Genomic DNA, 25,678 nt, shown 5'->3' with positions numbered 1-25,678 from the left:
TGTATTTGTCTTACCTAAAAATTCAAAAAAAGTAGTTGACATAGTACGCTTAACTTATAAAAAAGAGATCTCTCCATGGGATCTCTTTTATCAATAGAATAAAATATAGGAAAATAATAATGAAATGGATTGTTGTTGTTGCCTAGAATTTAATGGTTGATAGCCAAATGGTGTCGGATTCATCAATTGAGGGTAAGATCGGATCCCAATAAATTCATAAAAAGATAACTTGCTTTGCTTGTTTGGAATGTTAGTTTGTGACACATTCTGATTACTCTCGATTGAAGCATCTGAATGTTTATATTGTACATTTGGTTTTGTAGGATTTTGTTGACGATGGATAGTATCTTGTTGATATACTTCTTTATTCTGGATTGGACTATTACTTTCCAGGACCTGTTCTGGCAAGTCGTTTACATACTCAATATCACGAATCACCCATTTTTCTTTATTTAACTCTATGGTTACTAATTCATATTCAGCATCAAATCTGACGGGTCCGTCTCCCCATTGTTTCTCATAAATAAAGATTTGATTTTGCGCTTTACTGTAGACGATACCCGTTTCTTCATCAAATCTTAATTGTGGTATAACATATTTTGAAAAGTCGGTGCCATAAACAATATAGCCTTCCTCTTCATAAACAACATGCTCTTTTAAAAAGTCTTTTGCAAATGTTCTACTTAGGTAAGGATAAAGTTTACTAGTCACCTCACCCCACGTATGATGTTTTTCTGTTAAAGACAATTGTGCTTCATGTGCATCTTTTAGCAGTTGTTTAACCCCCTGCTTGTCCAACATGTTTGATGCTTGTACTGGATGATTGATCGCAAATAAGACAAGAAGAAAAGTCAAAATAACCGAAATGTTGCCCTTTTTCATTCGATTAATCCCCTCTCACGAACCATTTATGGATAAATTTGTTCTTACTTGTCATTGTATCAATGAAGAGGTTTATTTGGACTGGCTATCGTTCGTAAAATAATGGCAGCATTAGACACTGTTTGCTTTTCTTTCTACAGAAATTCCCTTTCTCTCTCATGTTTAAACAAATATCAACAAATAAAATATCAAGATGGTAAGTCGCTAAAAAAATCATCTTATTAGATATTGACAAAAGGCTACATCCATAAGGTTGTAGCCTTTTTTTATCCAATAATGATTTCATACTCTTTTTACCACTGAGAAGTTAATGCCCTAAAGATGATATATCCGATGATGAGTACACCAGCAATAATATAAGTTAAAAATATTGGATTTCTCGTATATGGATGATCCTGAACTTTAGGATTAACTTCAGTATCATACCCATTTGTTTGGTATTTCGTATTTTTGGAGATATTGAACGTGTAGAATAAACCGGTAATTAAAATGATCGTCCCTAGTACAGCCAATACTATATCAAGCATTGTCAAATGAATCACCCCATTTGTTAAAAGTTCACTTTATATTTTCACAAATAGGTAACAGTTATACATAGATAGACAGTGCTATTTTCACTTAAAAGTTAAGGAAACAGCTTACGAGGCGTTTTTTATATTCTATCAATTAGTCATTGCTTTGTCTTATTACTAGCAACATAGAAAAGAAACAAGTATTAAAAAATAACGCCCTCATCATAAAGGAATTCATATGTCAAATCAATAAATAAAAATTGATGTTGATTAACAGGATATGAAAAAGTACGGATTGTTTCCCCTGTCTCAATATCACTATAAGAGTCTGAAAGAATACCCTGTTTTTCAAGTTTCATTCTCATAATATTTTCTAAAAAATAGGGTCTCCAGCTCCAATTTTTATGGAGATAAGAAGGTTGTTGTGTCCATCCTATTTCCGTTTTAACATAGTTAGAAGATTGTTGAAATCCATCTTCATCACAAATATACATTCTAAAGCTACAATAGGATAATTGTTTAGAAATCTCATATAAAAGTTCGTTACCTTCTAGAGATTTTTTATTTTTCCCAAGCACTTTTTGAATTTCTTGTTGAATTTTCACTGAAATATGGTATACACTTTGTATTTTTTTCTTTTCAAACTCTATAAATTGCTTCATTTCTCTGTTCAACTGATCTTTCAAAATATCTGGCTGTATAAATTCACTATTTGGTTTACTTAAATAGAACCCTTGATAATACCGTCCACCATTTTGCCATGCGTATTGCAATTGATACATGGTTTCAATATCTTGATACAATAGTATCGCACCTATTTTTCTAGCTAGTAATGATAATGAATACAACACCTCCTGATAAGAAGTACGGTCGTTTGTTTTTCTGAGCATATGTAAATCTACTTTTAAAATATCAGGTGATAACAAGTTCATTCGGTCAAAGTTTCCAGCCCCATTGCCAACATTATCTACAGCAACCTTAAGACCATAGGTCCTGTAATACAAAAGAAGATGATTTAACTGCTCAATATCACCATTAAAATCATGTTCAGAAATCTCAATAATAATATGATCTAACAGTAGTCCCTTTTCTTGATAGCTTAATAATAGCTTTAACAGTGACTCACCGTTATCTTTCATGAGTAGATTTGGATTACGATTCAAGAATAAATAGGGCTTTGTTTCATTTGTTATCCAATATTCAATGGCTTTTTTGACGATTATATCGTCTATTTCTAAGCGGTACTCATCTGGAATCGTTTCGTCTTGAAAAAACGCTCCTAGAGATTCGTATTCGTCATTATATTGAATACGTCCTAACACCTCATATCCCATAACCATTCTTTCATCTGCTGAAAAGATTGGCTGAAAGAAAGGAATTACTTTATCAACATTTGTTAGAATTTCAATAGGATCCATCCTTCAAATCCCCAATCTCTGTTTTTTGATTTACAATTTGATACCACTCATAAGTCAGTTAAAGCAGTAACGCACTGAAGATCCGACCCCAATGCGTACATTATATCAATTTGAACTATGTAGTTTTGAATTTGACTAAAATGGGAACTGGTTCAACCATTGTCCTCCGTCCATTGTGATACACTCACCATTAATATAGGCTGCCTCATTTGAAAATAAAAACGTTGCTAGGCCTGCTATCTCTTCTGGTGTACCAAGTCTTCCAAGAGGTACACTTTTAATAGTTCTAATGGCTGCTTCCTCTGACTCCCATAGCTTGTCTGCACCACCAGTTCGTTCTATTGGACCTGGTGCAATCGCATTTACACGGATACCATATCTTCTTCCCCATTCTACTGCTAAAGTTCTTGTCATTGAAAGCACTCCTGCCTTAGCACTTGCTGAGTGAATGACACCAGCACCTGCATCCCAAGCATATGTAGCAATCATATTAATCATACTTCCTTTTACGCCTTGTTCAATCCAATATTTACCAACTGCTGAGCTACAATAAAATGTTCCATTTAAAACAATATCAATTACTGATTTCCATCCATTAAAAGATAGCTTTTCTGCTGGACAAATAAAGTTTCCAGCTGCATTATTTACAAGATAATCGATTGTACCAAATGTCTCGACAGTCTTTTGGACCATATGATTTACATGATCTGGCTCTCTTACATCCATTTGTATGGTTAACACTCGATTTGCTTCTGTTTCTATTTCTTTCTTTGCCTTTTCTAACTTTTCTTCTGTTCTACCTGTAATGACAACAAAAGCTCCTTCTTCTGCAAATCGTTTTGCCATATAAAAGCCCATACCACTAGAACCACCTGTAACAATAACTACTTTATCTTTCATACAATTCAGCTCCTTAGTTGTTGTTCTTACATCTATTATATCTTTTATTTTTATGATAGAAAGGTAAGTTATGAAAATTAAGAAAATTTAGTCTCTCTAACTGTATTACTGCATGAAAAAGCACCATTTATAAGTTACAGACATTTCATTCACGTGCATGGTATAATTGTCTATAATATTCATTCCTTCGGTACCGAAACGTGACCGTGTCAAAAATTGTATTGTTTATAGAATTATATGATGATAAGTGCAAGAAAATTTTTAGATAGGTTGGATAATATAATGAATGATCAATATACAAGAAGAAGCTTTCTAAAGAAAGCGTACCGCTTAACAATAGGGACAACCCTTACCATATTATTTGGTTATACGTATGCTAGATTCATAGAACCTAAGCAGCTTGAAGTTACAGAGCATTCCATCCGATCATCATTTATTCCAGAACCATTTGATGGGGTAAAAATTTTGCAATTCAGTGATACTCATATCGGACATTACTATGATGCAAGGCAGTTAGAGCAATTAGTAGAGACTATTAATCATTTAAAACCAGACCTCGTCTTGTTCACAGGAGATCTTATCGATGCCCCAGATCAATACGGACACCCAGAGGAACTTATTCCAATTCTGAAAAAAATCGTAGCTCCATTAGGGAAATTCGCAATATATGGGAACCACGATCATGGAGGATACGGGACAGAATCATACAAAATTATCATGGAGCTTTCTGACTTTCAATTACTTGTTAATTCGTACATACCCATTACTGTAAAGAATTCATCCATTTATTTAGCTGGATTAGATGATTATATGCTTGGGCGACCTGATTTTGAACAAACACTTGGTAAAATCCCAGAGAATTCTTATACAATTTTCCTTGCTCATGAACCAGATGTGGCTAAGGTAAGCCATTCTTATCCAGTTCAACTTCAACTATCTGGCCATAGTCACGGAGGACAAATACAAATTCCTTTTATAGGTCCTATTGTTACACCACCGTACGGAACTGAATATGTAGAGGGTTTTTACTCTATTGGTCAAAAGCCACTCACCTTGTATGTGAACAGGGGATTAGGGACGACTAGAGTTCCCTTTAGGTTTTTCTCAAAGCCAGAAATTTCTCTGTTCACTTTAAAAGCAGATTGAAAAGAGTGAATGATATCGGTCATTCACTCTTTTCCTAATAAGTATTGTTCTTCAATTTGATTTGCTGGAAGAGGGCGACTAAATAAAAAGCCTTGTGCTTTATGGCATCCCTTTCTCAGCAAAAATTGTGCTTGTTCTTCTAGTTCGACTCCTTCTGCAATAACATTAAAACCTAAGCTTTGAGCTAAATGAATAATAGATGTAATAATCGCAGCATCCTTACTATCTGTTAGTACATCCTTGACAAAAGATTGGTCAATTTTCAAAGTATTAAGCGGGAACCTCTTTAAGTAACTTAAAGACGAATAACCTGTCCCAAAATCATCAACTGATATTTGCACACCGAGCTCTTTTAATCGTTGAAGAATAACTATTGTTTCTCTTGTATCTTGCATAGCGCCTTCTGTTATTTCTATTTCTAATATGCTAGGATTGACGTTATTTTTATGTAAGGAATTCTTAATGACTTCAACTAAATTTGGTTGTTGAAACTGCCTTGCTGATAAATTTATAGCAACGGCTATTTCGTTATACCCTTTTTCATGCCATTCCTTTTGCTGTCTGCATACCTCTTCTATCACCCACTCTCCAATTGGTAATATTAACCCGGTTTCCTCTGCTAATGGAATAAATTCAGCTGGTGAAACAAAGCCAAGAAGTCCACAATTCCATCTTAATAGTGCTTCAAAACTAGAAATTTTACCAGTGGATAAATCAACTTGTGGTTGGTAGTAGAGAAGTAGTTCGTCTTTTTTTATAGCTTTTCTTAAGCAAGTTTCAAGGAGCATGATATGTGAATTACCTTTTCGCATGTCATTTGAGTAAAATTGAAAATGACCCCTACCTCTTTCTTTCACTCGATAAAGAGCCGTGTCTGCACTTTTAATAAGGGTTTCACCGTCTGAACCGTCTCTTGGGAACATGCTTATGCCTATACTTGGAGTGACAAAAAATTCTTGTGAATTTAGAAGAAATGGCGTTCGGAATAAATCTAATATTTGTTCGGCTATATCGTGTGTTTCAAATCGATTTGTATTTTGAAGAATAAAGATAAACTCGTCTCCGCCTTGACGATATACTGTTCCTTTGTTCTGTTCAATCGATAGTAGTCTTGTTGCTACTTCTTTTAGCAATAAATCACCCATGTTATGCCCCATTGTATCATTTAAAAACTTGAATCGATCTAAATCCAAATACATTAAACTAAAGCTTTCCTTATTGTAGGTAGCGTCTTGAACAAATTGTACAATATCCTCTTTTAGCGAGCTACGATTTGGAAGACCGGTTAAGTGGTCGTGAAAGGCTATAAATTTCATCACTTCGTCATTCCGAACTTGATCAGTAATGTCACGAATGATGCAATATCCCCCGGTTATTGTGCCATAGATGACAATCGGAATCATTTTTAGTTGGACAAATAGTGCATCACCGGATTTATGAACCAACTGACAGTTAATCGTATCATTCGTATGTCCAGAAATTGTACTGTTTAGCGCATTTTCTACAACACATCTGTACTCTGGCTCAATTAAGTCTATCATTGATAAATATTTTAATTCTCGTTCGGTATAACCTAGTATAGAATAGCAGGATGGATTTGCTTGTTGAATAATTCCCACTTCGTTTAGGGATAAGACTCCATCCATATTATGGTCCATTAACGACCGGTATCTCTGCTGGCTCTCTTCTAGCCTCTTTTTTTCTTGTACTGAATCCGTTATATCTCTTGTGACACTCACTACATACCGACATATACCCTCGTCATCATGAATAGGTGTTAATATGGATTCACTGAAAACTTCTTGTTGCTTAATAATAAAGGAATCCTGAAAACTTAATGGTTTGTTATGTATAACCGCTTCTATGTATTTGTTATGTAGATAGGAAGCAAGATTCGGTTCAAGAACTTCTTGGAGTGTTTGTCCAATATTAGCATCTGATAAACGAGCGTGTTTTACCGCTTCTACGTTTGCATAAATATAGCGAAAATGAAGATTTTCATCAACCCTCATAATATAAACCATATCTTTTACAGCATTAAAAATAATCTCAAAAATTTGACTTTTTACTTTTTGGCTAGAATCTATTGTTTTCAAATCAGCGCTCAGGATCTCTTTCATCCGCTTCATTCATTATCGCTTCCTCAAGTGAGTTTACTAGTATCGTATTTTTAGTCATATATCTATTCGGTTCGACACAAATAGACACTCATTAACTATACCAAATTTTTCAATGAAAAAGAAGAGAATACACTCTACTCAAAAAAGTAGACCCTAATAAAAACAACATAACTGTACTTACAAAAGTCCATAAGATATATTGAATAAATAAACCTATATTTCTATCCTTTAGTAATTGTAGACATTCTAGTGAAAAGGTTGAAAAGGTTGTCAATGCTCCTAAAAAACCGATAGAAATAATGGACGTTATCATCGAGCTAGGAATTTTTCCAGCTTCAATTAAGCCAATCATCACCCCTAGCAAAAAGGAGCCTATTCCGTTCACAAGATAAGTAGCTACTAGATTTTTCGAAGGAAACCGGTTAGCCAAATTGACAGAAATCCAATATCGCAGTAGTGCTCCTATAGAGCCCCCAATACAAATAGATATAAATGTCATGAACCTTCACCTTCCTTAGAGCTTCGCTTATTCCATAACGAATGTAACTCGTAGCCACACCACGTTAACAATAAACCACCTACTAAGGTCACCATCAAATACATAGCAGAATAAAACAAACCTCTTGCAACTCCCGTGTAAACCAATTCGCTTGTTAAAGTAGACATAGTTGTAAATCCACCGCAAAAACCTGTTCCAAACAGGAGCCAAGTCCATCTTCTATTTCGGGTTTGAACAGTCGCAGATGCTAAAAATCCAATAAGCAAACAGCCTATCAAATTAGCTAAAAGCGTGCCTATCGGATGAAAATCGCTCATCCATTTTCCTAATAAATATCTCATTCCCGTACCAAGGAATCCCCCAACCCCTACAAATATTAGTTCTCTCTTTCTCATCAATATTCCTCTCCTAATTAGACGTGCTCATTTTATTATTATTCCCATATTATAGTATGAAATAGAATATAGGAGGTAGCATTAGTGATTTCTTATATATACCCACAGCATCATGACCAGCTCTATTTAGCTTTACCTTTTTTAGCTGGTCTTGCAGTTAGTCCACTACTATACGGTGGTTTTGGACCAAGACCATTTTATGGGCCATACTATCGTCCAGGACCATATTATCCTTACCCATATTATGGATATCCATATGTTAGGCATCTCCAATATAGGAAATAAACGTAAAATAACTAAAAAAAAAGGCAAGCGCTCCGTTTAGTCTTCAGGTAGAGCAAATGTTCACCTAACCAACAGAAAAAATCAATGATGGAAGTTTCACTGTATCTGACCCAAGAGTAGGATGAAATGGCAAACAACGTCGCCATTTCATCTTGGCTGAGCGCTGGAGCTGGATTTAGCCATAACATTGTATAAACTAAACACCAGAAACTTATCTTTCTTAACTTATTAAAAAACAAGCCAATAGAAGGCTCCCCCTTCTCATCATCTCTACATGGTAATTCAGACAATTAAGCATGATCGGACTGTCATTTTCAATACCAATCTTAACTTTTATACGGAAAGGTAATCCCTTTATCATCTTTTTCTCTCGCATTTACATTATCCGTCATCATGAGCTAAGTAGATTTCTAATCCTTCTCATTATGAATGTTTCATTCATTGGAAAATGAATCATCAAAAGGAGTGATCTCTTGATTCATATAGTAAAAATAGGTGAAACACTAAGTTCTATTGCAATGAACTATCGAACTTCGATAGGAAAGCTTATCCAAGCAAACAGTATTCATAATCCTGATGTATTGTATCCGGGACAAAAAATTATCATACCTGGCTTACCTTCCCCACATTCCATCCCATATTCCATTTGGATTTCTCTATCAAAACGAACACTGATTCTATATCAAAATATGATAAAAAGAAAGGTTTATCCCATTTCAATAGGAAAAATACTTGATCAAACACCAACAGGAGATTTTATCATCGTCAACCGTGAACCAAATCCAGGGGGACCTTTTGGGGCAATGTGGTTAAGTTTATCCAAAATACATTATGGCATCCATGGAACAAACGACCCAAGTTCGATTGGAAAAGCTGTATCAGCTGGATGTGTCAGAATGTACAATGAGGATGTTCTAGAACTAGCTAGTTTCGTTCCAAATGGAACTGCTGTTTATATTAGACCTTAGAGGATATCCTTTTTATCATCTCAACTTTTAGAACAAAAGGCTCAGGGCGCCCCGTTTAGCTTTTCCCCTTTTACTCATTTAGGGTTATTTGATCTCCAGTGGCTGGGTGCTGAACCTGGATCCCAAGTCACTAGCCCATTCTCTTGCTGAAACCTTTTATACTTTCTTACTAATTAACAGGAAGAAGGAAAAAACAACAAGATTTAGCTAGTTGTTTTTTCCTTCTTTCTAGTAAAATACAACACCCATTCACAAAAAATTACCGAATTTCTCAAAAGATTTGGCAATTTTGTTAAAATGAGCTATCATATGAGATAATGAAAGGAGACTTGACATGGATTCAAATCATAAATATTCACTCGAGATAACTCTCCCAAATATAACTCGCGCAATCTTCTCAGTAAACCGACATGCTAAAACTGCTCCCGATCCTAAATATTTATATTTACTAAAGAGAAAGGCTTTAGAAAAATTAGTTAAAGAAGGAAAAGCCAAAAAAGTAGGTTTACATTTTTCAAATAACCCCAAGAATAGTAAGCAACAATCGGATGTATTAGTCTCAGCAGGTGATTATTATTTTCATATGCCACCTTCAAAAGAAGACTTCGATTCTCTTCCACACTTAGGTTCATTAAATCAAACATACCGAAACCCAAAAACGAATATGTCTCTCTCTCAAGCAAAGGATATCTTGCAAAAGTATGTTGGACATCTTCCCTCTAACCAAAGGACTCAAAGAAAACCAATGAATCGACGCTATCAAAAGCCAGTATTCAAACGTCTTGGTGAAACATACTAAAAAGTAGGGTCTTTAGACCCTACTTTGTTAGTTATTAAGAAGTATAAATTTTTCAGCAAGAGAGTGGGCTAGTGACTTGGAATACAGGTTCCCAACAGCCACTGGAGGTTAAATAATCCTAAATGAGAAAAAGAAAAGTACCCTATTTTTCATTTAGGAATATTTGCTCGGCCTTTGGCTAAACGGGGCGCCCTGAGCTTTTTGTTCCGTTCTGTTGATATCAAATCTCACCACTTTGGTCAGAATAAATAAATTGAAACTTCAATCAGTGGGTTTTCTTCATCCTACACTGATTTTTTAGTACCTAATCGGGTTCTTTCTCTTTTTCTTAAAACGCTGATGCGATTGCCAAAAGCAAAATTTATAAAAAAATTATTACTTCAATTTTTGTATTAGCCTACGCAATTTTACTTCTAACTCAAGCATGTTAAAAGGTTTTGTCATATAATCATCTGCTCCTAGTTTTAATGCTTTAATAATATCCTGTTCACTTTTTCTTGTGGTGAGCATAATGACTGTATATTGATTTCTATTCCGTTCTGAACGAAGACGATGAAGTATTTCAAGTCCATCCATTTTTGGCATGATCCCATCAAGAATAATGACATATGGATCATCAGAAAGATACCAGTCTGACTCAAAGAATGTTATTCCGTCTTTATAAGCCTGGATATCAAGATACAGGGAGTGGTCTCCTTGAATTCTTTCAATCATTTCAACTAGCATTGTCCGAATAATAGGATCATTATCTATTACACCAATTTTCAACATTTTTTTATAAGGCACAATACTTTCCTTCCCAACGACGTAAATTAGATTTCTTCCTTGATTCTTCGCTTCGTGTAAGGCGTGATTGGCTAAGTTTAACCAATAAGTGAGTGGTTCATTTCTAGACTCAACCTCAATAATTCCACATGAAAAAGTAACAAAAACTTCATTACCATTAAACGTAAAAGGACTATCATATAATTCATTTTGTAAAGTTTGCATTTTTTGTTTAGCATCAAGTCCAGTCACGCGGGGGAATAGAACAACAAATTCTTCACCGCCATACCGGACCACAATATCCAACCTTGATAGCTTCTGCTTTAAAAACGATGCGAATTCCTTTAAGACCTCGTCACCTGCTAAATGTCCAAACTGTTCATTAATATTTTTAAATAAATCTAAATCAAGTAGTCCCATACTGAAAGAATCTGAACTCAATTGACTTTCTAGCAATAGCTGATCATAAGCTGTTTGTAGATACTTTCGGTTATACACTCTTGTAAGCTCATCTACTAATAGAAGGTTATCAAATAATTCTTTTCGTTCTAAATGTCGTTTTATCCTTGCAATAAAATCATCCATTTCAAAGGGCTTAGCAATAAAATCGTCAGCCCCCATTTCATAGCTTTGTTTGCGTATATCCTTCTTTTCTTTAAAGCTCATGATAATTGTAGGAATAAACTGCTGCTTCATTTTTACTTTTAGGAAATTCAAAATTTCAAATCCTGAATTCGTTTTCATATAGACATCGATTATGACACAATCAGGGTGTAAATCATATAGAGAGGAAACCGCATTTTCAAGATCCGTTATTACGATTGCCATTATCCCTTCTCTTTCAAGCTCTTCTTTCATATACATGAGCAATGTCGGATCATCATCAATTATTAATACCAATGGTTTTTTTTCTTTATCCGATCGTCTATTCAAGTTTACTGATTCGTCCGTTTGGTTATCGTAACCAATCGATAATAATGGCATTAAAAATTCTCTCAACTCTTTTGTAGACCAATTCTTCTCTTCCAACTCATCAATGGAATCTAGTAATGTTTTGGACAGTGCTGATATATCGCTCAGTCCAATCGTCCTTGCTGTTCCTGCAACTGAATGTAAAAAACGATATACGTCCTCATTTAGCACTGAAAGTTTATCAGCTTCAATCCAAAGAGAAAGTTGATGTCGAATATTCTCCATTAATGTTTGTTGATACTTTTCCACTATCTTTCCCTACCTTTTAGCAATACTTTATCGTCATTTTTCATCACATAATAATGGCTATCCTGTAAATAAGAAAGATCTTCTTGAACGAAGCTCGGTACTTCAACAAAGTAAAAAACAAATACTTCCCTTTAAAAGACCTTGAATAAACAAAAGGCTCAGGGCAGCGGTTATCCTCAGGCGGGCTGGGCGATCGCTGGGGCCGAATTAGTATTTCCTATTCAATAAATAAAGGGAAGAGGTTGGGTCCTCTTCCCAGATTGGTTATAGAATAAGTCGATCAATTAACCCAACAAGTTCGCCAATTTCGGGCTTACTAACTTGTCCATCAGCACCAACCTGTTGTCCTTTATGCCTTAAATCATCCGTAATGAGTGAAGAGAAAATAACAACAGGCAATTCACTTAGTCTCGTATCATTTTTGATTCGTTTAGTTAAATGATGCCCATCCATTTGGGGCATTTCAATGTCTGTTACAACCATTTGTATTTCTTGGCGAATTGGGTTTCCACTTGATGCTAAACTATCTAAGAAGTGAAAGGCATCCTTTCCATTTTCAAAGAACTCTAGATTTGAATATCCAGCTTCCCCTAGCGTATCATGAATTAGCTTTCGGAGTAGTGGAGAGTCTTCAGCTACCATGATCTTCTTATCGGATCTTTCACGTTTTCCTAACTTCTTTATTTGGTCCTTATTAATACCAGCAGCAGGATTAATGTCTACCACTATCTTCTCGAAGTCTAGTAAAAGGACCATACCATCTTCTTTTTTGATGACTCCAGTAATTAAGCTTTCAAGTCCTTGATACATTTCTGACGGTTTTTCGATATCATTCCAAGAAATCCGATGAATTTGTGAAACAGAATGAACGTGAAAAACCACTTTTATTTTATTAAATTCTGCAACAATAAACTTATCATTCAATCCTTGTTCAGAGATAGAGCTTCCAAGTGCTTTTTCGATATTAATAACTGGAAGGACTGCCCCTCGAATTTCGATGATTCCTTCTACGTTCGGATGTGAATGTGGTATCTTTGTCACTTTTACAGGGTTAATAATTTCTTTTACCTTTATAACATTAATACCAAACTTATTTTCCCCAATTGTAAATTCGACGATTTCAAGTTCATTTGTACCACTTTCAAGTAATATTCCCATGTTTTTATCGCTCATAATTGCACATCCTTTTATGTTACTTTATTACTCATAAATAAAAATCTTCTTATTCCTTATTATAAAGGTTCTTATCTATTATAACTACACGAATTCAGCACTTACCAAGTAAAATCTATGAATTTTTTAGGGTGTACAAGCTGGTAGAATTCATATTATGGATTAAATGGAAAAATTATACTATAATGAATTGTCTATTATTCTCATTAAAGGAGCGAATACCCAAAACATGAAAAGCCTACAAACAAAAATGCTACTTTTCTTCTCCATACTTTTCATTATATCTAGTACACTTTTAGGCTATTTTATTTATTCTTCATCTATAAGTCTGGCTGTTCAATCTGTTAGTAATCAAGCTGAAAAGATTACTCAGCATGCATTATCTACCATAGATATTGAAAAGTATCAGTCTATTGATCCAACTGGTCAACCAAACGAGTACTACTATGAACTAAGAGAAAGGTTAACTACCATTAAGGAGACAAATGGTCTAAAGTATCTCTACACGATGGGAAGGCGTACAAAAGAAGATTCGTACGAATATTTTTATGTGGTAGATGGTGCACCACTTGACTACGAGGATGTCTCTGAGCTAGGTGCTATTGAAGAAAATGACTTTCCTCTAATCATTGAAACATTTGAAAGAGGTGAAGCACATATTGGCGAATTAGATTACACGGATGAATACGGTGCATTAATTTCAGCTTATTTGCCAATTAAGAATTCTGAAAATAAAGTAATCGGTATCATTGGCGGAGATTTTGATGCTTCAAATATTTATGAACTAATTTCTAAGGAAAGACTAAAAGTCAGTATCTTTATCGTTATTAACCTGCTCATTATAATCGTCATCATATATGTACTATCAAAACAAATGGTTAGACCTTTGAAAGAACTACAACAGAAAGTTAAACAGGTCCAAACTGGCGATTTTACAGTACAATTAAATTCTCTTAAGAAGGATGAAATTGGTCACACGACAAGAGCTGTTTCGACTATGATTCAGCAGCTAAAACAAATGGTGAAGGGAATTACACTAAGTTCTAAACAAGTTACTCAATTTTCAAAAGAACTATTTAATAATACTATGGAAACTGCTGCATCTACCGAAACAATCCTTCATACAGTGCATGAATTATCAAAAGGAACAACAAAGCAAAAGGAGCTTAATGAAGAAGTTTCATCAAAGATGAACGAAATAAGTCTTGATATTGATCATATTACTTCTAGTATCAAATCTGTTTCACGCTCCTATGACGAGGCATCTCAATTGTCTATTACCGGTAAACACCATATTCAGACAGCAATAAGTCAAATGAAAAACATCGAAAGTGCCCAGCATGCTTCAACAGTCGTAATGAAGGAACTTGATTTAAAAATTAATGATATTAATCATTTTGTTTCCTTTATTACTGAAATTGCGAATCAAACAAATCTACTTGCATTAAACGCTGCTATTGAAGCAGCACGTGCAGGTGAACAAGGCAAGGGGTTTGCAGTCGTATCTGAAGAGGTTCGAAAACTTGCAGATCAATCTGGCAAGGCCGCTGAAACAATTAAACAATTATTATTTGATTTAAAAGAAAAAGCAACACTTTCCATTCAAACAATCGAGCATGGAACAAATGAAATACATGCGGGATGTGTTTCGGTGACTAAGACAGGCAATACGATTGAACAGGCAATGGAATCAATTCAAAAAATCACAGCTCAAATGAGTGTTGTTGAAAGAGCAACAACACAAATTACTCAAAATAAACTACACATCATGTCACTAATGGAAGAGGTAAATACCATTACGAAGCAAGCATTTGATTCAGTGAACGAATTTACTTCAGACATTACGAATCAAAGTGCAATGGTACAACAGATTAATGTAGGAGCTGAGGAACTTCGTTCAATGTCAGAGGAACTGCTTGAAGGCGTAAAATCTTTCAAGGTAGAGTAATAACAAAAGCATAAGGAAGGTCCAATTGGAAGGATATCTTGGACATTTTAGGGCTAACTAGTGCTAGAATCAGTACCAATCGTTAAGGCTCAGGCAAAAATCAACCTCCTGCTTCTCCGTCTAGCTGAGCTACATCCTGCAATATCAGGCAAAGCAAATATTCCTTAAAGAGAATAGGGTACTCTCCCTTTTTCTTTTAACATAGGATGACCCTGCTTATGTATTCATAGGCAGGGTCTTCTTTTAACACAAATATTTTAGAATTCGCTCATCCGCTAAATTTGTGTCAATGGAACATTGTGCAGAGTCACGTCCATATTGCCATAACCATACGTTACCTTGGCAATTAGGTGCTTTAGGATTGAATCTTGGGGCGTTTCTTTCTTTTGTTACACCAGGTTCTGGTTCCGCGCTCCATAAGATCACTTGGCTAGCAACCTGGTTATTTTCTTGAACTGCTTGGCAATATGCAGCACTAAATTCTCCTTTTACTGGATCATGATATATTCCTGGACGATAGCCTGTTGGGAGCAAGCTCTCAACCCAGCCGCGAATCCAAGCACTGTCCACTTCAAAGAAGTTTTCAACATTTGCAAATAATACTGTATCTGTTGGGAAACCTAGCCTTCGTGCATGAAAGACTGCATTTCTAGCTGCGATTTGTCCTTTATCATAACCGATTGCCGTCCTAAATACATTATAAATGGGTAACACCTTCGTGCCTTTAGTACGTAGAAAAGAAATCTCTTCTCTTGTTAAGCCATCAGAAACGTTTGGAACATCTGTTAAATATCTTCCCCAATATTTAGGGCTGCCAAAATTCGATGTTACACATGAATACAATATCTCTGTCACTCTTGCAGCTGAGTCAACTCCCCATATTTTCCGTGCCATCTGCCTCCCCCACCTTATCACCAGACTAGTTCATTTATATGTAGGAAGGTCACTGTTCATGTTCATAAGTTAATAAAAGAAATGAGGCAGTTTTCTATGTGCCTTTTACTAAATTTTTACTTTTTGATATGGAACCCTCACATGAAAAACTAAACCAATAATGACCATAAGTAATAAGGATGAAAGGGCAATACGACTTGCTATATTTCCATGTTCAGCTAAAACAAGTGTAATCGTACCATAGATTAATGGACCGATAATGGATGATATTTTACCCGAGAAAGCAAACAGTCCAAAAAATTGTCCCCGTTTATCTGTTGGGGTTAATTCTACAATAAGTGTTCTAGATGTGACCCACATAGCCCCCATTGCAACACCATATAAACTACCCGCTATCCAAAATAGCCCTTGATTTGTTGCTAACACAGCGGTAATTAATGCAATAATTAAAATAGTTGCAACCATTGTTACAGCACTTTTGGCACCTATCCTTTTCGTAATATAACCAAACAGGAAGGAACCAATAATACTAGAAATAGTAGAAACTAAATAAAGTAAAATGAACATTCCTGTCGTGAAACCTACGATGGCACTTGCATAGATTGCCATAACAGCAATAGCAGTTGCTATCGCATCATTAAAAAAGAAATAGGCAATCATAAACAAAAAGATCGATTTATGTTTTTTCATTTCTTTAAACGTTTGAAGAATCTCTCCGTATCCACTAAGAAAGCTCTTCTTTTCCACAACAGCTTTTCTAGGCTGATCCTTGAAAAAGAAGAATATAGGTAACGAAAATAATAAATATAAAATCCCAGTAGGTATGAAAGCTTCATGGAAGTTATCGTTTCCGACAAACGGGTAGACTGTTAATCCAACTAATGTTCCTAAATATCCTACCGCAACACCATATCCTGAGATAAGGGGAATTTCTCGTTCGTTTCCGATATCCGAAATCATCGTATCATAGAAGACAAGGCTCGAATTAAAGAAGAACTTAGCAACAACGAATGCAGCAAGCACTAGCAATAGTCCTAATGGTAAACCTAAAATTTGTGTGTCTGCTTGAATGGGTGCAAATACTCCCATAAGAATCGTAGCAATAATCGAGATAAGTGCAAATGGTACTAAATATTTTTTCTTCTGATTGGTTCTATCAATTAATACTCCAAATAAAGGAGAAAATAGGACTAAAAAGAAGCTTGCAAGTGCATTAGCATACGTAATAAATGTACTTGCTATTTGATTTAAGACCTCATTATCTCCTATTACCTCCTGTAGATAAAACGGAAAGAATATAGTGGTAATATTCGACGAAAAAATAGTATTAGCAAAATCATATAAAGCCCATGAAAGAATCGGCAAAGAAAAATACAGCGCCATCGTCTTTCTCTCTGTAGGTTGAACCTCTCTCATAATATCACCATTACTCATACACACATCTCTCCCCTATCTTCATAACTGGTTATTATTTAAATACGACCCCCGTTCCTTACTTCCCTCTTCTTTTACAAAAAATTTACAATCAGAAATAAAATCTGTTGAAAGAAGGAAATGATTAAGATTGTGGTTAGTGATAAAAGTTAAATGAGTATAATCTCATGTGTTAATCTACAGACTAAAGATAACATATACACAGAAAGGAAGAAGGAAATGGGACGTCTTTTCATTCTAATCATAAGTACATGGCTGATTGGAGGATGTACACCGCAAATGGATCCTGCCCCTGAGCAATCCAATCAAGAAGAAGGTATGTTTGAAGGAGAACAGGCCGAAGCACATAATAGTGATGCTTTATTAACAGATTCTAGAGATGAAGTGGATGGAACAGCTGATAGGATCTCAACGACTGATGCTGAAGCGTTAGTTCGCGAGCACCTAAACATATCTGCTACTAGCAATACAATAGTCCTATATGATTCAGAGCTTGAGGATGGAAGATATGTAATTCATGTTTATGATGTGATGGATAATGAACTAGATGAAAATAATCAGGTGACTCAAGGATGGTACACTGTAGATCCTATTACGAAAGACCTTGCAGAGCTTAATAGGCCGACAGGAAGATGAGAAGCAACTATTATTGAACGATTTATTGGACCATTCGTACTTCCATTTGATTTACAAGAACATCCATTTACATTTAGTAATTATCTCCCCCTTTAAAAGAGGGAGATTCTTTATTGGCTTAGTACTAATTGAATTTGCTTTTGATGGTGGTGATCATGCCCCTGAAAATCCTCGATTAACGATAAAATAGTAAATTCAAATGTACCAATTTTAAAAGAACGTGAATAATCTTCTTCACCTATAGTTGAAAGTTGATTCATATATCGTTTTCTAGTTTCCACAAACTGATGAATTAACTCATCCTTTGACACTATTTCTCTTGCATAATGTGCTGCCTTTTCATTCACCTCTTGTATAGGTGGAAATGACGGAAGTACATCCCCTTCTTGAATTTTCATGATGTTCAAACTAATTAAAAATTGATCCCAGCTTAACAAATGAGAAATAATTTCAGAGCTTGACCATTTTCCCTCGGAATAAGGCATAAACCATTGTTCATTTGACATTTTTGATAGGGATTTTACCCAATTTACAAATGAAGCTTGCTCCTTCATCACTTGTTCATGTGAATCTATCATTTGTCATTACCTCCAATGTTAAGGGTGTTTTCTTTCAACTCCACTTACTAATTCTACTATAAGCACGAGGAATCCTTTTTCTTATGACTTTACAAAACTCCGCTTATTTTTTGATATGTAGAGGTAAAGTAACAATAACCTTAGTACCTTCATTTAGCGCACTTGAGTATTGAATATTCCCATTCATTTCACGAATTAAACGATTCGAAATCATACTACCAAGTCCAGTCCCTTTTGTCTTCGTTGTATAATATGGTAAACCCATTTTTTTTAATTGCTTTGGAGTCATTCCTTTTCCATTGTCTTCTATAATGACTTGGACAGTACCTTTTTTTTCACCTTTGGATGTTGCAACAAACACACATCCCCCCTTCTCGATTGATTCAACTCCATTTTTTATTAAATTTAGAAAAACTTGTTTTAAATGATTACTATCTGCAAAAACTTCATACTCTTCAGACATTTTTATTACTAGATCCACATCATGATAGGAGGCTAAGGGGCGTATCAATTCAACGGATTTCTCGATAATAACATTTAAACATACCGGCTCTAATTTTATCTTTTCAGGTTTTGCCAAGGTTAAATAGTTCGTAATAATTTCATTTGTTCGATCCAATTCCTCTAATATTAACGGTGAGTATTGCTTGAGTCTTCGATCGGTTGTTTCCTTTTCTAAAAACTGAATAAAACCTCTAACCGTAGTAATTGGGTTCCTTATTTCATGTGCAAAAGACGCAGCCATTTGTCCGACTGTACTTAGTTTATCAAGATATACATCCTCATCTAGCCTTTTATTCGCATGGATAAGACGCTCAATCACAACGATAAGGAAAAAAAACGTAGCGGTAAAACTAGAGAAGTAAATGATGTAAAATTTCGTATCAAGAAAATCTACGGCCTGGTAGATAACAAATATGTATGATAATAGGTAACAACTTAATACTAAAACAGCAAATAATAATTTATTAGTCGCTCTAATATATGTCGATCTAAATAGCATCGAAATAATAAATGCTAAGATACACACAATGACCCCTACAGAAGCGAAATTTCCTCCGACAAGAAAGATTCTTCCTATTAGAATAATGACTGTACAAATTAGCCCAGGTAAAAATCCTCCATACAAGGTTATGACTAGAATCATAATCATTCGAAAATCAAAATTTGTCTCCCCTAATACTTCAACAGGATAGGACATACATAATAAACCGGCAAATGCACTTAATAATCCGTAAATAATCTTCTGTTTTAAACTTATTTTTTTTCCTCTATGAAACGGAAAAAATAAATTTGCATTAAATGTTAAAGAAAATATTATTGTTATATTTACAATTAGAGGTTTAATAAGTGTTATCAATACATTTTCCTCCAAACTAACGCTTCGCAAAATAACTATACGAAAAAAGAGGAGACATCTCCTCAATCCATCACTTTCATTAGTTCAATCTCATCTCTTATCGGAATTCCATCATTCCCTATTAGTGGAATTTCTGGTTTATAAGTTCTAGCTTTTTCAACAGCATTTACCATCAATTTTGATAGAACGTAGCCTCTTTTTTGATAGAATTTTAAAGCTTTTACGTTATCGTTCGTCGTAATCAGTTTAATTATTTTGCATTTTCTATTTCTAGCTTCACGTTCTATTGTTTGCAATAGCTCCGTTCCTATCCCTTTATTTTCCACAATACTATCGAGTGAGATGATTTCTAATTCTTCATCTTCATGATCACAAGCAAAGGTAATTAGCCCGACAATCATTTGATTATCATCCATCATAATATACCCATCTAATTTATGACACTGGTAAACACCAGTTGATACGATCATCTCTGGACTACCCCAATGCTCTATAAAAAATCGTAATACATGCCCCTCGTCTACATCCCTTTTATTTACAATTCGCATATTCCTCTCCCTCTTCATGTCAAAATATCCAAAAAAATCATATCACAAAGAGAAAAAAAATAAAGGAATGATTCATCTAAATCGAGAATATTATGAACGGGTTAAATTAAACAGAAAGAGCGGTGAAGCCTTTGAAAAAGAGTTTGATGTATAGTATCAGACTAGTTTGTCTAATATTTTTAACTGTATCTGTTACATTGGTTCCATTACAAACCAATGCTTTTCAAAAAAAAGAATTTTATTTGGCGCTCGGTGACTCTCTTCCTGCTGGATTAAATTCTGACGGGGAATTTGGGAATAGCTACACGGATTTCATTGCTGAAAGTCTATTAGAAAACGGATCATTATCTACGTATGTTGATGATTTTGCGACGAGTGGATATACAACCCATCAAGTATTAGATGATATTGTTAATAATGTCACCCGAAATAAATTACCTATTACTGATCAAATCAAGCAAGCATCAATCATTACGATACAAGCTGGTGCAAATGATTTTCTAAATTTTGTAGATAAACAAACATTAACAGTTAACATTGATGCACAAACGGCAATCCTAACTTTAAAACAAATATCCGCAAATATAAGCTCAATTGTTAGTGAAATTAAAAAATTAAACCCTGACTCGACGATTTACTTAATTGGCTATTATTTCTCCTTTCCACACGGGACAGTTGAACAACAAAATATAATGAAAGCTGCCACAGTTTCTATTAACACCGCTATAGAAACAGCAGCCACGCTTTCAAACGTGCATTACGTCTCAATGTACCATGTGTTTGATGAAGATCCAATAAAATATTTACCCAATCCGCTTGACGTACATCCAACTGTTGAAGGGTATCAACTAATGGCGAATACCTTTTTAAAAGAGTACGAGGAAAATGAAAAGATTGTCTTTACGGATGTTCCTGAAGATCATTACGCAAAGGAAGCCATCTATCTACTAGCTCGTTCAGAGTTATTACCTGGGATTACAGATAATACGTTCGGACCTAACCTACCTATTACTAGGTCAGAGGCTGCACATGTACTGTACAACGTCTTGAATCTTGATCAATCAATACCTGCTAATCCTTACTTCAAGGATATTGACGAGTCTCACCCTGCATATATGGCGATAGCTAAGCTTACCGAGGCTGGAATTTTTCAAAAGGGGGAATTCTTTAATCCAGATTCACCTCTTACCAGGGCACAAATGGCCAAAATTTTAATGACTGCCTATCATTTTAATGAACAGACAGAAGTAACATTTACTGACGTTGATACAAACCATTGGGCATACTCATATATCACTACACTTGCGTCACTAGGAATAACAACAGGATATACAGATGGGTCTTTCAAACCTGATATGAATACGACTCGAGCACAATTTGCTGCATTTTTATATAGAACCTATTTATTGTCTCTCATGAAAGAATAGGAAAATCCCCCCTTTTTATTGTTTGGGGGGATTTCTGTTATGAGTCTAGCAGTGATTCAAGGTCATTATATAAATTCACAAGTTGGGTTTCTATGTCTTCAAGATGTCTCTGTGAATCATGCAAACGGTCTAAATCATTTACACTCATCATTTCACGTTGAATCACCAATTTCTTTTCTTCTAGCTGCTCAATACTATATTCAATCTCATCTAGGCTTCTTCCGGCAATTTGATGGGACATTGTGCTCATTTTGTTTGAAGTAATACTTTTATCCTTTTTCTTTAGTTTTGCATCATCATTACTCCCAATCATTTTTATTCTTTTCAGCTTTGCTTCATCATACGTGCCTATATAATGAGTAATCTCCTTGTTCTCTAACCATAAAATTTGATTAAAAATTTTATTTAAGAAATATCGATCATGGGATACACATAAAATAGCTCCTTCAAAATCAGTTAGAGCGTCCTCAAGAACTTCCTTTGAATCTATATCTAAGTGGTTGGTCGGTTCATCAAGGAGAAGCACATTAATATCCTGATACATTAGTTGAGCTAATCGTAATCGCATTCGTTCTCCACCACTTAATTGATTGATTTTCTTAAATACGGAAGCTCCATAAAACAGAAACTTAGCAAGAATTTGTCTTGCCTCCCCTTCTAGACAGGGAACTTGCTCGCGGAAGGCATCTATTACTGACTGGTCGGCTTCTTCTTCAAATATATGCTGAGATAAATACCCCATTTTCACATTACTGCCCACTTGAATCGATCCAATTGAAGGAGTGATTTCACCGGTTAACATTTTAATTAAGGTTGATTTCCCAGTACCATTTTTCCCTACAATTGCTACTCTTTCTTTGTGGCGAAGAGCGAATGAGAAATGATGAATTAGATCTATACTATTAAAAATTTGGGTAACATTTTCATAAATAAACACATCATTTCCACTCCGATTCGTTATCTCTAGTTCAAGATTTATCTTCTTTCTTTCTAGTATGGGTCGTTTAATCTTTTCGATCCTTTCTAGCGCCTTTTCCATACTCTTCGCTTTTCGATAAAACTTTTCATTTCCTGATTCATTTCCCCATTGTCTTAATCTCCTTATCGAATCCTTCATTTTTTTTATTCGTTTCTGTTGTTCATTAAAGGCTGCAAATTGATCCATGAGCCTCTTTTCTTTTTCCACAACAAAGCTCGAATAATTCAAGTGATAACTTGTTACTTCCCCTTCATCTAAATCATAAATATGCGTTACAACTTGATCTAGAAAATAACGGTCATGTGATACAACTACAGCCGTAACATTCTCCCTCCTTAAGTAGTCTTCAAGCCATTCAATGGCTTCAACGTCTAAATGATTAGTCGGTTCATCTAACAATAATAAATCTGGTTGTTGTAACAACAATAATCCTATACAAATTTTCGTCTTCTCCCCGCCACTCATGAGATTGAAAGATTGGTTTAATAAAGGTTCAATTCCTAAACCACTTGCAACCGCACTTAATGAAGATTCCATTTCATATCCACCGATATGTGTATATTCCTCTTGGCTTTGTCCATATTCAGCTAAAATTTCCGATAATGTCTCCTCGTTTATTGTTGGATCTGTCATCCTTACCTCTAACTGCTGCATCTTTTGTTCGAGTGCAATTACGTGGTTAAACGCCAATTCCAGAACATTACGTCCAGTCATATCAGCTGTATATGAAGGTAGTTGAGATAAGTAACCAACCTTTAATCTTTTTTTACGATGAATAGCACCACCATCTAGAGACTCTTCTCCAGCAATTAATTTCAGGATTGTTGTCTTTCCTGCTCCATTTGGACCAACAAGGCCGATACGTTGCCCTTCCTGTATGTCAAAACTTAATGATTCAATAATCGTAGTACCACCATATATTTTTTTTATATCTGAAACTGTGCAAATTATCATCTAATATCGCTCCTTAAAAATGAAATGAAAAAGCCATGAGTATCTCCTGATACCCATGGCTTTTTAAATAGACAAAACAATCATTATCTATTAAATCGAATGTATGAAAAAAAGATGCCAAAAAGGCATCTCTAGTCCAAATATCCTGTATCCGTTTTGGTTTAAGAGATGTGTGATGTTGCTATGCATTTGCTAAAAAAGGGCAGACTTCTCCCTTGGAAAACAAATGCAAAAATAATCGCACGACAATTGTAAATAAATTGAAGCAATTGTGTACGAATAGCAACAGCATAAACCATCTCTTTCACCTCCTTAAATAGTTACCATTATTATACATGGTTAAGTTTCTAAAGACAAATGATTTTATTATTTAACTCCCCGATTTCCATGTATGAATAAGTTGTTGATTTTGCCCTCTTGCAAAAACATCTATTCGGTTTCTTCCCCATGAAACTGCTGCAGGCTCTGATGTTAAAGACCCCTGAAGTTTATCCCATTCACTCCAGCTATCACCATCCCAATACTTATAAATTAGTTCATTTTGATCTCCCTTTGCAAAGACATCAATTCGGTTTTGTCCTTGTGATGTTGCTGCAGGACTAGATGTCAACGAACCACCAAGGTTCTCCCAATCACTCCAACTAGAGCCGTCCCACCACTTATGATATAAATGACGGTTTTGTCCTCGTGCAAAAACATCAATTCGATTTTTCCCCCATGATATGGCTGCTGGTGCCGACGTCAGAGTTCCTCCCAAATCCTCCCATCCACTCCATCTTGAGCCATTCCAATACTTATGATAAAGTCTTCTATTTGACCCTCTAGCAAATACATCTAATCGGTTTTCTCCCCATGAAGCGACTGCAGGAGACGACGTTAGCTGTCCACCAAGATTTTCCCAATCACTCCAACTAGAACCATCCCACCACTTATGATAAAGTGCTTGATCTTCCCCTCTTACAAATACGTCGATTCGATTTGGTCCCCATGACACTGCTGCTGGTGATGAGGTTAACTTACCACCAAGAGATTCCCAATCGCTCCATCTTGATCCATTCCAATAAATATGATACATTTGCTGACCTCTTCCTCTCGAAAACACATCTATCCTATTTCTCCCCCATGAAGAGGCGGTAGGTCCTGAGGTCAGAAAGCCACCGAGCGATTCCCAATCACTCCAGTTTTTTTCTGGAACAACTTCAACGTTCTCTAAGGCTAAACGAATCACTTGTTTAAATACTTGTTCTATTTTCTGTTGTGGTACACCATAAGCTCTTAAAAAATGGGAAACCCAAACATTCTGAGATGTGAACCTTTCATAGACCTGATTTGTCCTTTGACTAAGAGATCCTTGTATTTTTGCTTTATTTGAAATCGTAAACTCTACTGCTAAACGAAATAAATACCTTGAAATACCACGATTCACATTGAATTCTTGTAACCCATCTGCTAATTTTTTCAGATCATCCTTGATTTCATTCCATACTATTCGAAGCTGATCATTTGGTTGCCTTGAGGATACATAATAATAATACTGTAGAAATTCCTGTTCTCCAGGATGTGTAGGACGATACATACCAGTATAATGATGAGGTGAATATGCCACGCTCAAATACCCCCATTCGTTTAATTTGAAAATCTAAACATTTCTCCATTATCATCCATATGTATATCTTGGTCATTTTATTGCAATTTTTTATGGATTGCATAGGTTTAGGCAAAAAAATGGAGCAGCCATTAGCTGCTCTGAATAAATACGTAATTAGAGTTACTCTTAGAGATTTTGAATAATTGTTATCTCCTAATTAAAATTTAATTTGCTACTTAATCATGTAAG

At 35.2% G+C, this 25,678-nt stretch carries 24 protein-coding genes; 7 read left to right on the top strand and 17 right to left on the bottom strand.

The genetic code is table 11. From position 1 onward, the window contains the following. Window positions 1-90 precede the first annotated feature (90 nt). The 4 genes from ACFSCX_RS03485 to fadH all read right to left on the bottom strand — a co-directional run bounded on the left by ACFSCX_RS03485 (window position 91) and on the right by fadH (window position 3,712). A complete protein-coding gene (locus ACFSCX_RS03485) occupies window positions 91-882 on the bottom strand; it encodes a DUF3993 domain-containing protein (RefSeq protein ID WP_377926719.1) in 792 nt (263 codons plus the stop codon). A gap of 293 nt (window positions 883-1,175) precedes the next feature. Next, window positions 1,176-1,415 (bottom strand): hypothetical protein, encoded by a 240-nt coding sequence (locus ACFSCX_RS03480; RefSeq protein ID WP_377926718.1) that lies wholly within the window; start codon window positions 1,413-1,415, stop codon window positions 1,176-1,178. A 182-nt stretch (window positions 1,416-1,597) separates the two neighbouring features. Continuing rightward, window positions 1,598-2,812: an EAL domain-containing protein gene (locus ACFSCX_RS03475; protein ID WP_377926717.1), complete on the bottom strand. Its 1,215-nt coding sequence runs from the start codon at window positions 2,810-2,812 to the stop codon at window positions 1,598-1,600. A gap of 135 nt (window positions 2,813-2,947) precedes the next feature. After that, window positions 2,948-3,712 carry a 2,4-dienoyl-CoA reductase gene (gene fadH, locus ACFSCX_RS03470; protein ID WP_377926716.1) on the bottom strand — a complete coding sequence of 255 codons (765 nt, stop codon included), beginning with the start codon at window positions 3,710-3,712 and terminating at the stop codon, window positions 2,948-2,950. Window positions 3,713-3,994: 282 nt separating this feature from the next. Between fadH and ACFSCX_RS03465 the strand changes: the two genes are divergently transcribed. After that, window positions 3,995-4,858: a metallophosphoesterase gene (locus ACFSCX_RS03465; RefSeq protein ID WP_377926715.1), complete on the top strand. Its 864-nt coding sequence runs from the start codon at window positions 3,995-3,997 to the stop codon at window positions 4,856-4,858. Window positions 4,859-4,881: 23 nt separating this feature from the next. Here the strand turns inward: ACFSCX_RS03465 and ACFSCX_RS03460 are convergent, their stop codons facing one another. From ACFSCX_RS03460 to ACFSCX_RS03450, 3 genes are all read right to left on the bottom strand, one after another. Beyond that, on the bottom strand, window positions 4,882-6,987 hold the full coding sequence (locus ACFSCX_RS03460; RefSeq protein ID WP_377926713.1) for a sensor domain-containing protein: 2,106 nt from the start codon (window positions 6,985-6,987) through the stop codon (window positions 4,882-4,884). Window positions 6,988-7,087: 100 nt separating this feature from the next. Further along, a complete protein-coding gene (locus ACFSCX_RS03455; RefSeq protein WP_377926712.1) occupies window positions 7,088-7,477 on the bottom strand; it encodes a fluoride efflux transporter FluC in 390 nt (129 codons plus the stop codon). Next, on the bottom strand, window positions 7,474-7,872 hold the full coding sequence (locus tag ACFSCX_RS03450) for a fluoride efflux transporter FluC (protein WP_377926711.1): 399 nt from the start codon (window positions 7,870-7,872) through the stop codon (window positions 7,474-7,476). Before ACFSCX_RS03450 ends, ACFSCX_RS03455 begins: the two co-directional genes overlap by 4 nt. An 84-nt stretch (window positions 7,873-7,956) precedes the next feature. Here ACFSCX_RS03450 and ACFSCX_RS03445 point away from each other — a divergent pair, with 84 nt between their 5' ends. From ACFSCX_RS03445 to ACFSCX_RS03435, 3 genes are all read left to right on the top strand, one after another. Beyond that, window positions 7,957-8,157, top strand: coding sequence for a hypothetical protein (locus ACFSCX_RS03445; RefSeq protein ID WP_377926710.1), 201 nt, complete (start codon window positions 7,957-7,959; stop codon window positions 8,155-8,157). 518 nt (window positions 8,158-8,675) lie between these two features. Further along, the gene (locus tag ACFSCX_RS03440; protein ID WP_417281894.1) at window positions 8,676-9,125 is read left to right on the top strand and encodes a L,D-transpeptidase family protein; all 450 of its coding nucleotides are present in this window, start codon (window positions 8,676-8,678) and stop codon (window positions 9,123-9,125) included. Between the two features lie 334 nt (window positions 9,126-9,459). After that, window positions 9,460-9,924: a YkyB family protein gene (locus ACFSCX_RS03435; protein WP_377926708.1), complete on the top strand. Its 465-nt coding sequence runs from the start codon at window positions 9,460-9,462 to the stop codon at window positions 9,922-9,924. Window positions 9,925-10,299: 375 nt separating this feature from the next. Here ACFSCX_RS03435 and ACFSCX_RS03430 read toward each other — a convergent pair whose 3' ends face one another. Continuing rightward, on the bottom strand, window positions 10,300-11,910 hold the full coding sequence (locus ACFSCX_RS03430; RefSeq protein ID WP_377926707.1) for a GGDEF domain-containing response regulator: 1,611 nt from the start codon (window positions 11,908-11,910) through the stop codon (window positions 10,300-10,302). A 264-nt stretch (window positions 11,911-12,174) separates the two neighbouring features. Next, complete coding sequence (locus ACFSCX_RS03425; protein ID WP_377926706.1) at window positions 12,175-13,083, bottom strand: chemotaxis protein; 909 nt, start codon at window positions 13,081-13,083, stop codon at window positions 12,175-12,177. Between the two features lie 166 nt (window positions 13,084-13,249). On the opposite strand from ACFSCX_RS03425, the gene ACFSCX_RS03420 reads away from it, so the two are divergent. Continuing rightward, the gene (locus ACFSCX_RS03420) at window positions 13,250-15,031 is read left to right on the top strand and encodes a methyl-accepting chemotaxis protein (protein WP_377926705.1); all 1,782 of its coding nucleotides are present in this window, start codon (window positions 13,250-13,252) and stop codon (window positions 15,029-15,031) included. A 243-nt stretch (window positions 15,032-15,274) separates the two neighbouring features. Here the strand turns inward: ACFSCX_RS03420 and ACFSCX_RS03415 are convergent, their stop codons facing one another. Both ACFSCX_RS03415 and ACFSCX_RS03410 read right to left on the bottom strand, forming a co-directional pair. Continuing rightward, window positions 15,275-15,925, bottom strand: a complete 651-nt coding sequence (locus tag ACFSCX_RS03415; RefSeq protein ID WP_377926704.1) for a glycoside hydrolase domain-containing protein — start codon at window positions 15,923-15,925, stop codon at window positions 15,275-15,277. A gap of 108 nt (window positions 15,926-16,033) precedes the next feature. Beyond that, window positions 16,034-17,359 carry an MFS transporter gene (locus ACFSCX_RS03410; protein WP_377926703.1) on the bottom strand — a complete coding sequence of 442 codons (1,326 nt, stop codon included), beginning with the start codon at window positions 17,357-17,359 and terminating at the stop codon, window positions 16,034-16,036. A gap of 219 nt (window positions 17,360-17,578) precedes the next feature. Here ACFSCX_RS03410 and ACFSCX_RS03405 point away from each other — a divergent pair, with 219 nt between their 5' ends. Further along, window positions 17,579-17,995 (top strand): hypothetical protein, encoded by a 417-nt coding sequence (locus ACFSCX_RS03405; protein ID WP_377926702.1) that lies wholly within the window; start codon window positions 17,579-17,581, stop codon window positions 17,993-17,995. Between the two features lie 110 nt (window positions 17,996-18,105). On the opposite strand, the gene ACFSCX_RS03400 is transcribed toward ACFSCX_RS03405, so the two are convergent. The 3 genes from ACFSCX_RS03400 to ACFSCX_RS03390 form a co-directional block, all read right to left on the bottom strand. Next, the gene (locus tag ACFSCX_RS03400; protein ID WP_377926701.1) at window positions 18,106-18,573 is read right to left on the bottom strand and encodes a DinB family protein; all 468 of its coding nucleotides are present in this window, start codon (window positions 18,571-18,573) and stop codon (window positions 18,106-18,108) included. Between the two features lie 103 nt (window positions 18,574-18,676). Continuing rightward, entirely contained in the window at window positions 18,677-19,933 is a 1,257-nt protein-coding gene (locus ACFSCX_RS03395) for an ATP-binding protein (RefSeq protein WP_377926700.1), read from the bottom strand. A gap of 62 nt (window positions 19,934-19,995) precedes the next feature. Continuing rightward, window positions 19,996-20,481, bottom strand: coding sequence for a GNAT family N-acetyltransferase (locus ACFSCX_RS03390; protein WP_377926699.1), 486 nt, complete (start codon window positions 20,479-20,481; stop codon window positions 19,996-19,998). A 131-nt stretch (window positions 20,482-20,612) separates the two neighbouring features. Between ACFSCX_RS03390 and ACFSCX_RS03385 the strand changes: the two genes are divergently transcribed. Beyond that, window positions 20,613-21,908 (top strand): S-layer homology domain-containing protein, encoded by a 1,296-nt coding sequence (locus tag ACFSCX_RS03385; protein WP_377926698.1) that lies wholly within the window; start codon window positions 20,613-20,615, stop codon window positions 21,906-21,908. Between the two features lie 37 nt (window positions 21,909-21,945). On the opposite strand, the gene abc-f is transcribed toward ACFSCX_RS03385, so the two are convergent. From abc-f to ACFSCX_RS03370, 3 genes are all read right to left on the bottom strand, one after another. After that, entirely contained in the window at window positions 21,946-23,841 is a 1,896-nt protein-coding gene (gene abc-f, locus ACFSCX_RS03380; RefSeq protein ID WP_377926697.1) for a ribosomal protection-like ABC-F family protein, read from the bottom strand. A gap of 161 nt (window positions 23,842-24,002) precedes the next feature. Next, entirely contained in the window at window positions 24,003-24,140 is a 138-nt protein-coding gene (locus ACFSCX_RS03375) for an RAxF-45 family protein (protein WP_377926696.1), read from the bottom strand. A gap of 71 nt (window positions 24,141-24,211) precedes the next feature. Continuing rightward, window positions 24,212-25,447 (bottom strand): PLL family lectin, encoded by a 1,236-nt coding sequence (locus tag ACFSCX_RS03370; RefSeq protein ID WP_377926695.1) that lies wholly within the window; start codon window positions 25,445-25,447, stop codon window positions 24,212-24,214. Between the last annotated feature and the right edge of the window lie 231 nt (window positions 25,448-25,678).

Origin of the sequence: Bacillus salitolerans, assembly GCF_042680805.1 — a bacterium.
GTDB lineage: Bacteria > Bacillota > Bacilli > Bacillales > SA4 > Bacillus_CJ > Bacillus_CJ salitolerans.
The sequence above is the reverse complement of the archived record's forward strand: the minus strand, read 5'-3'. Positions and strand labels throughout refer to the sequence as shown.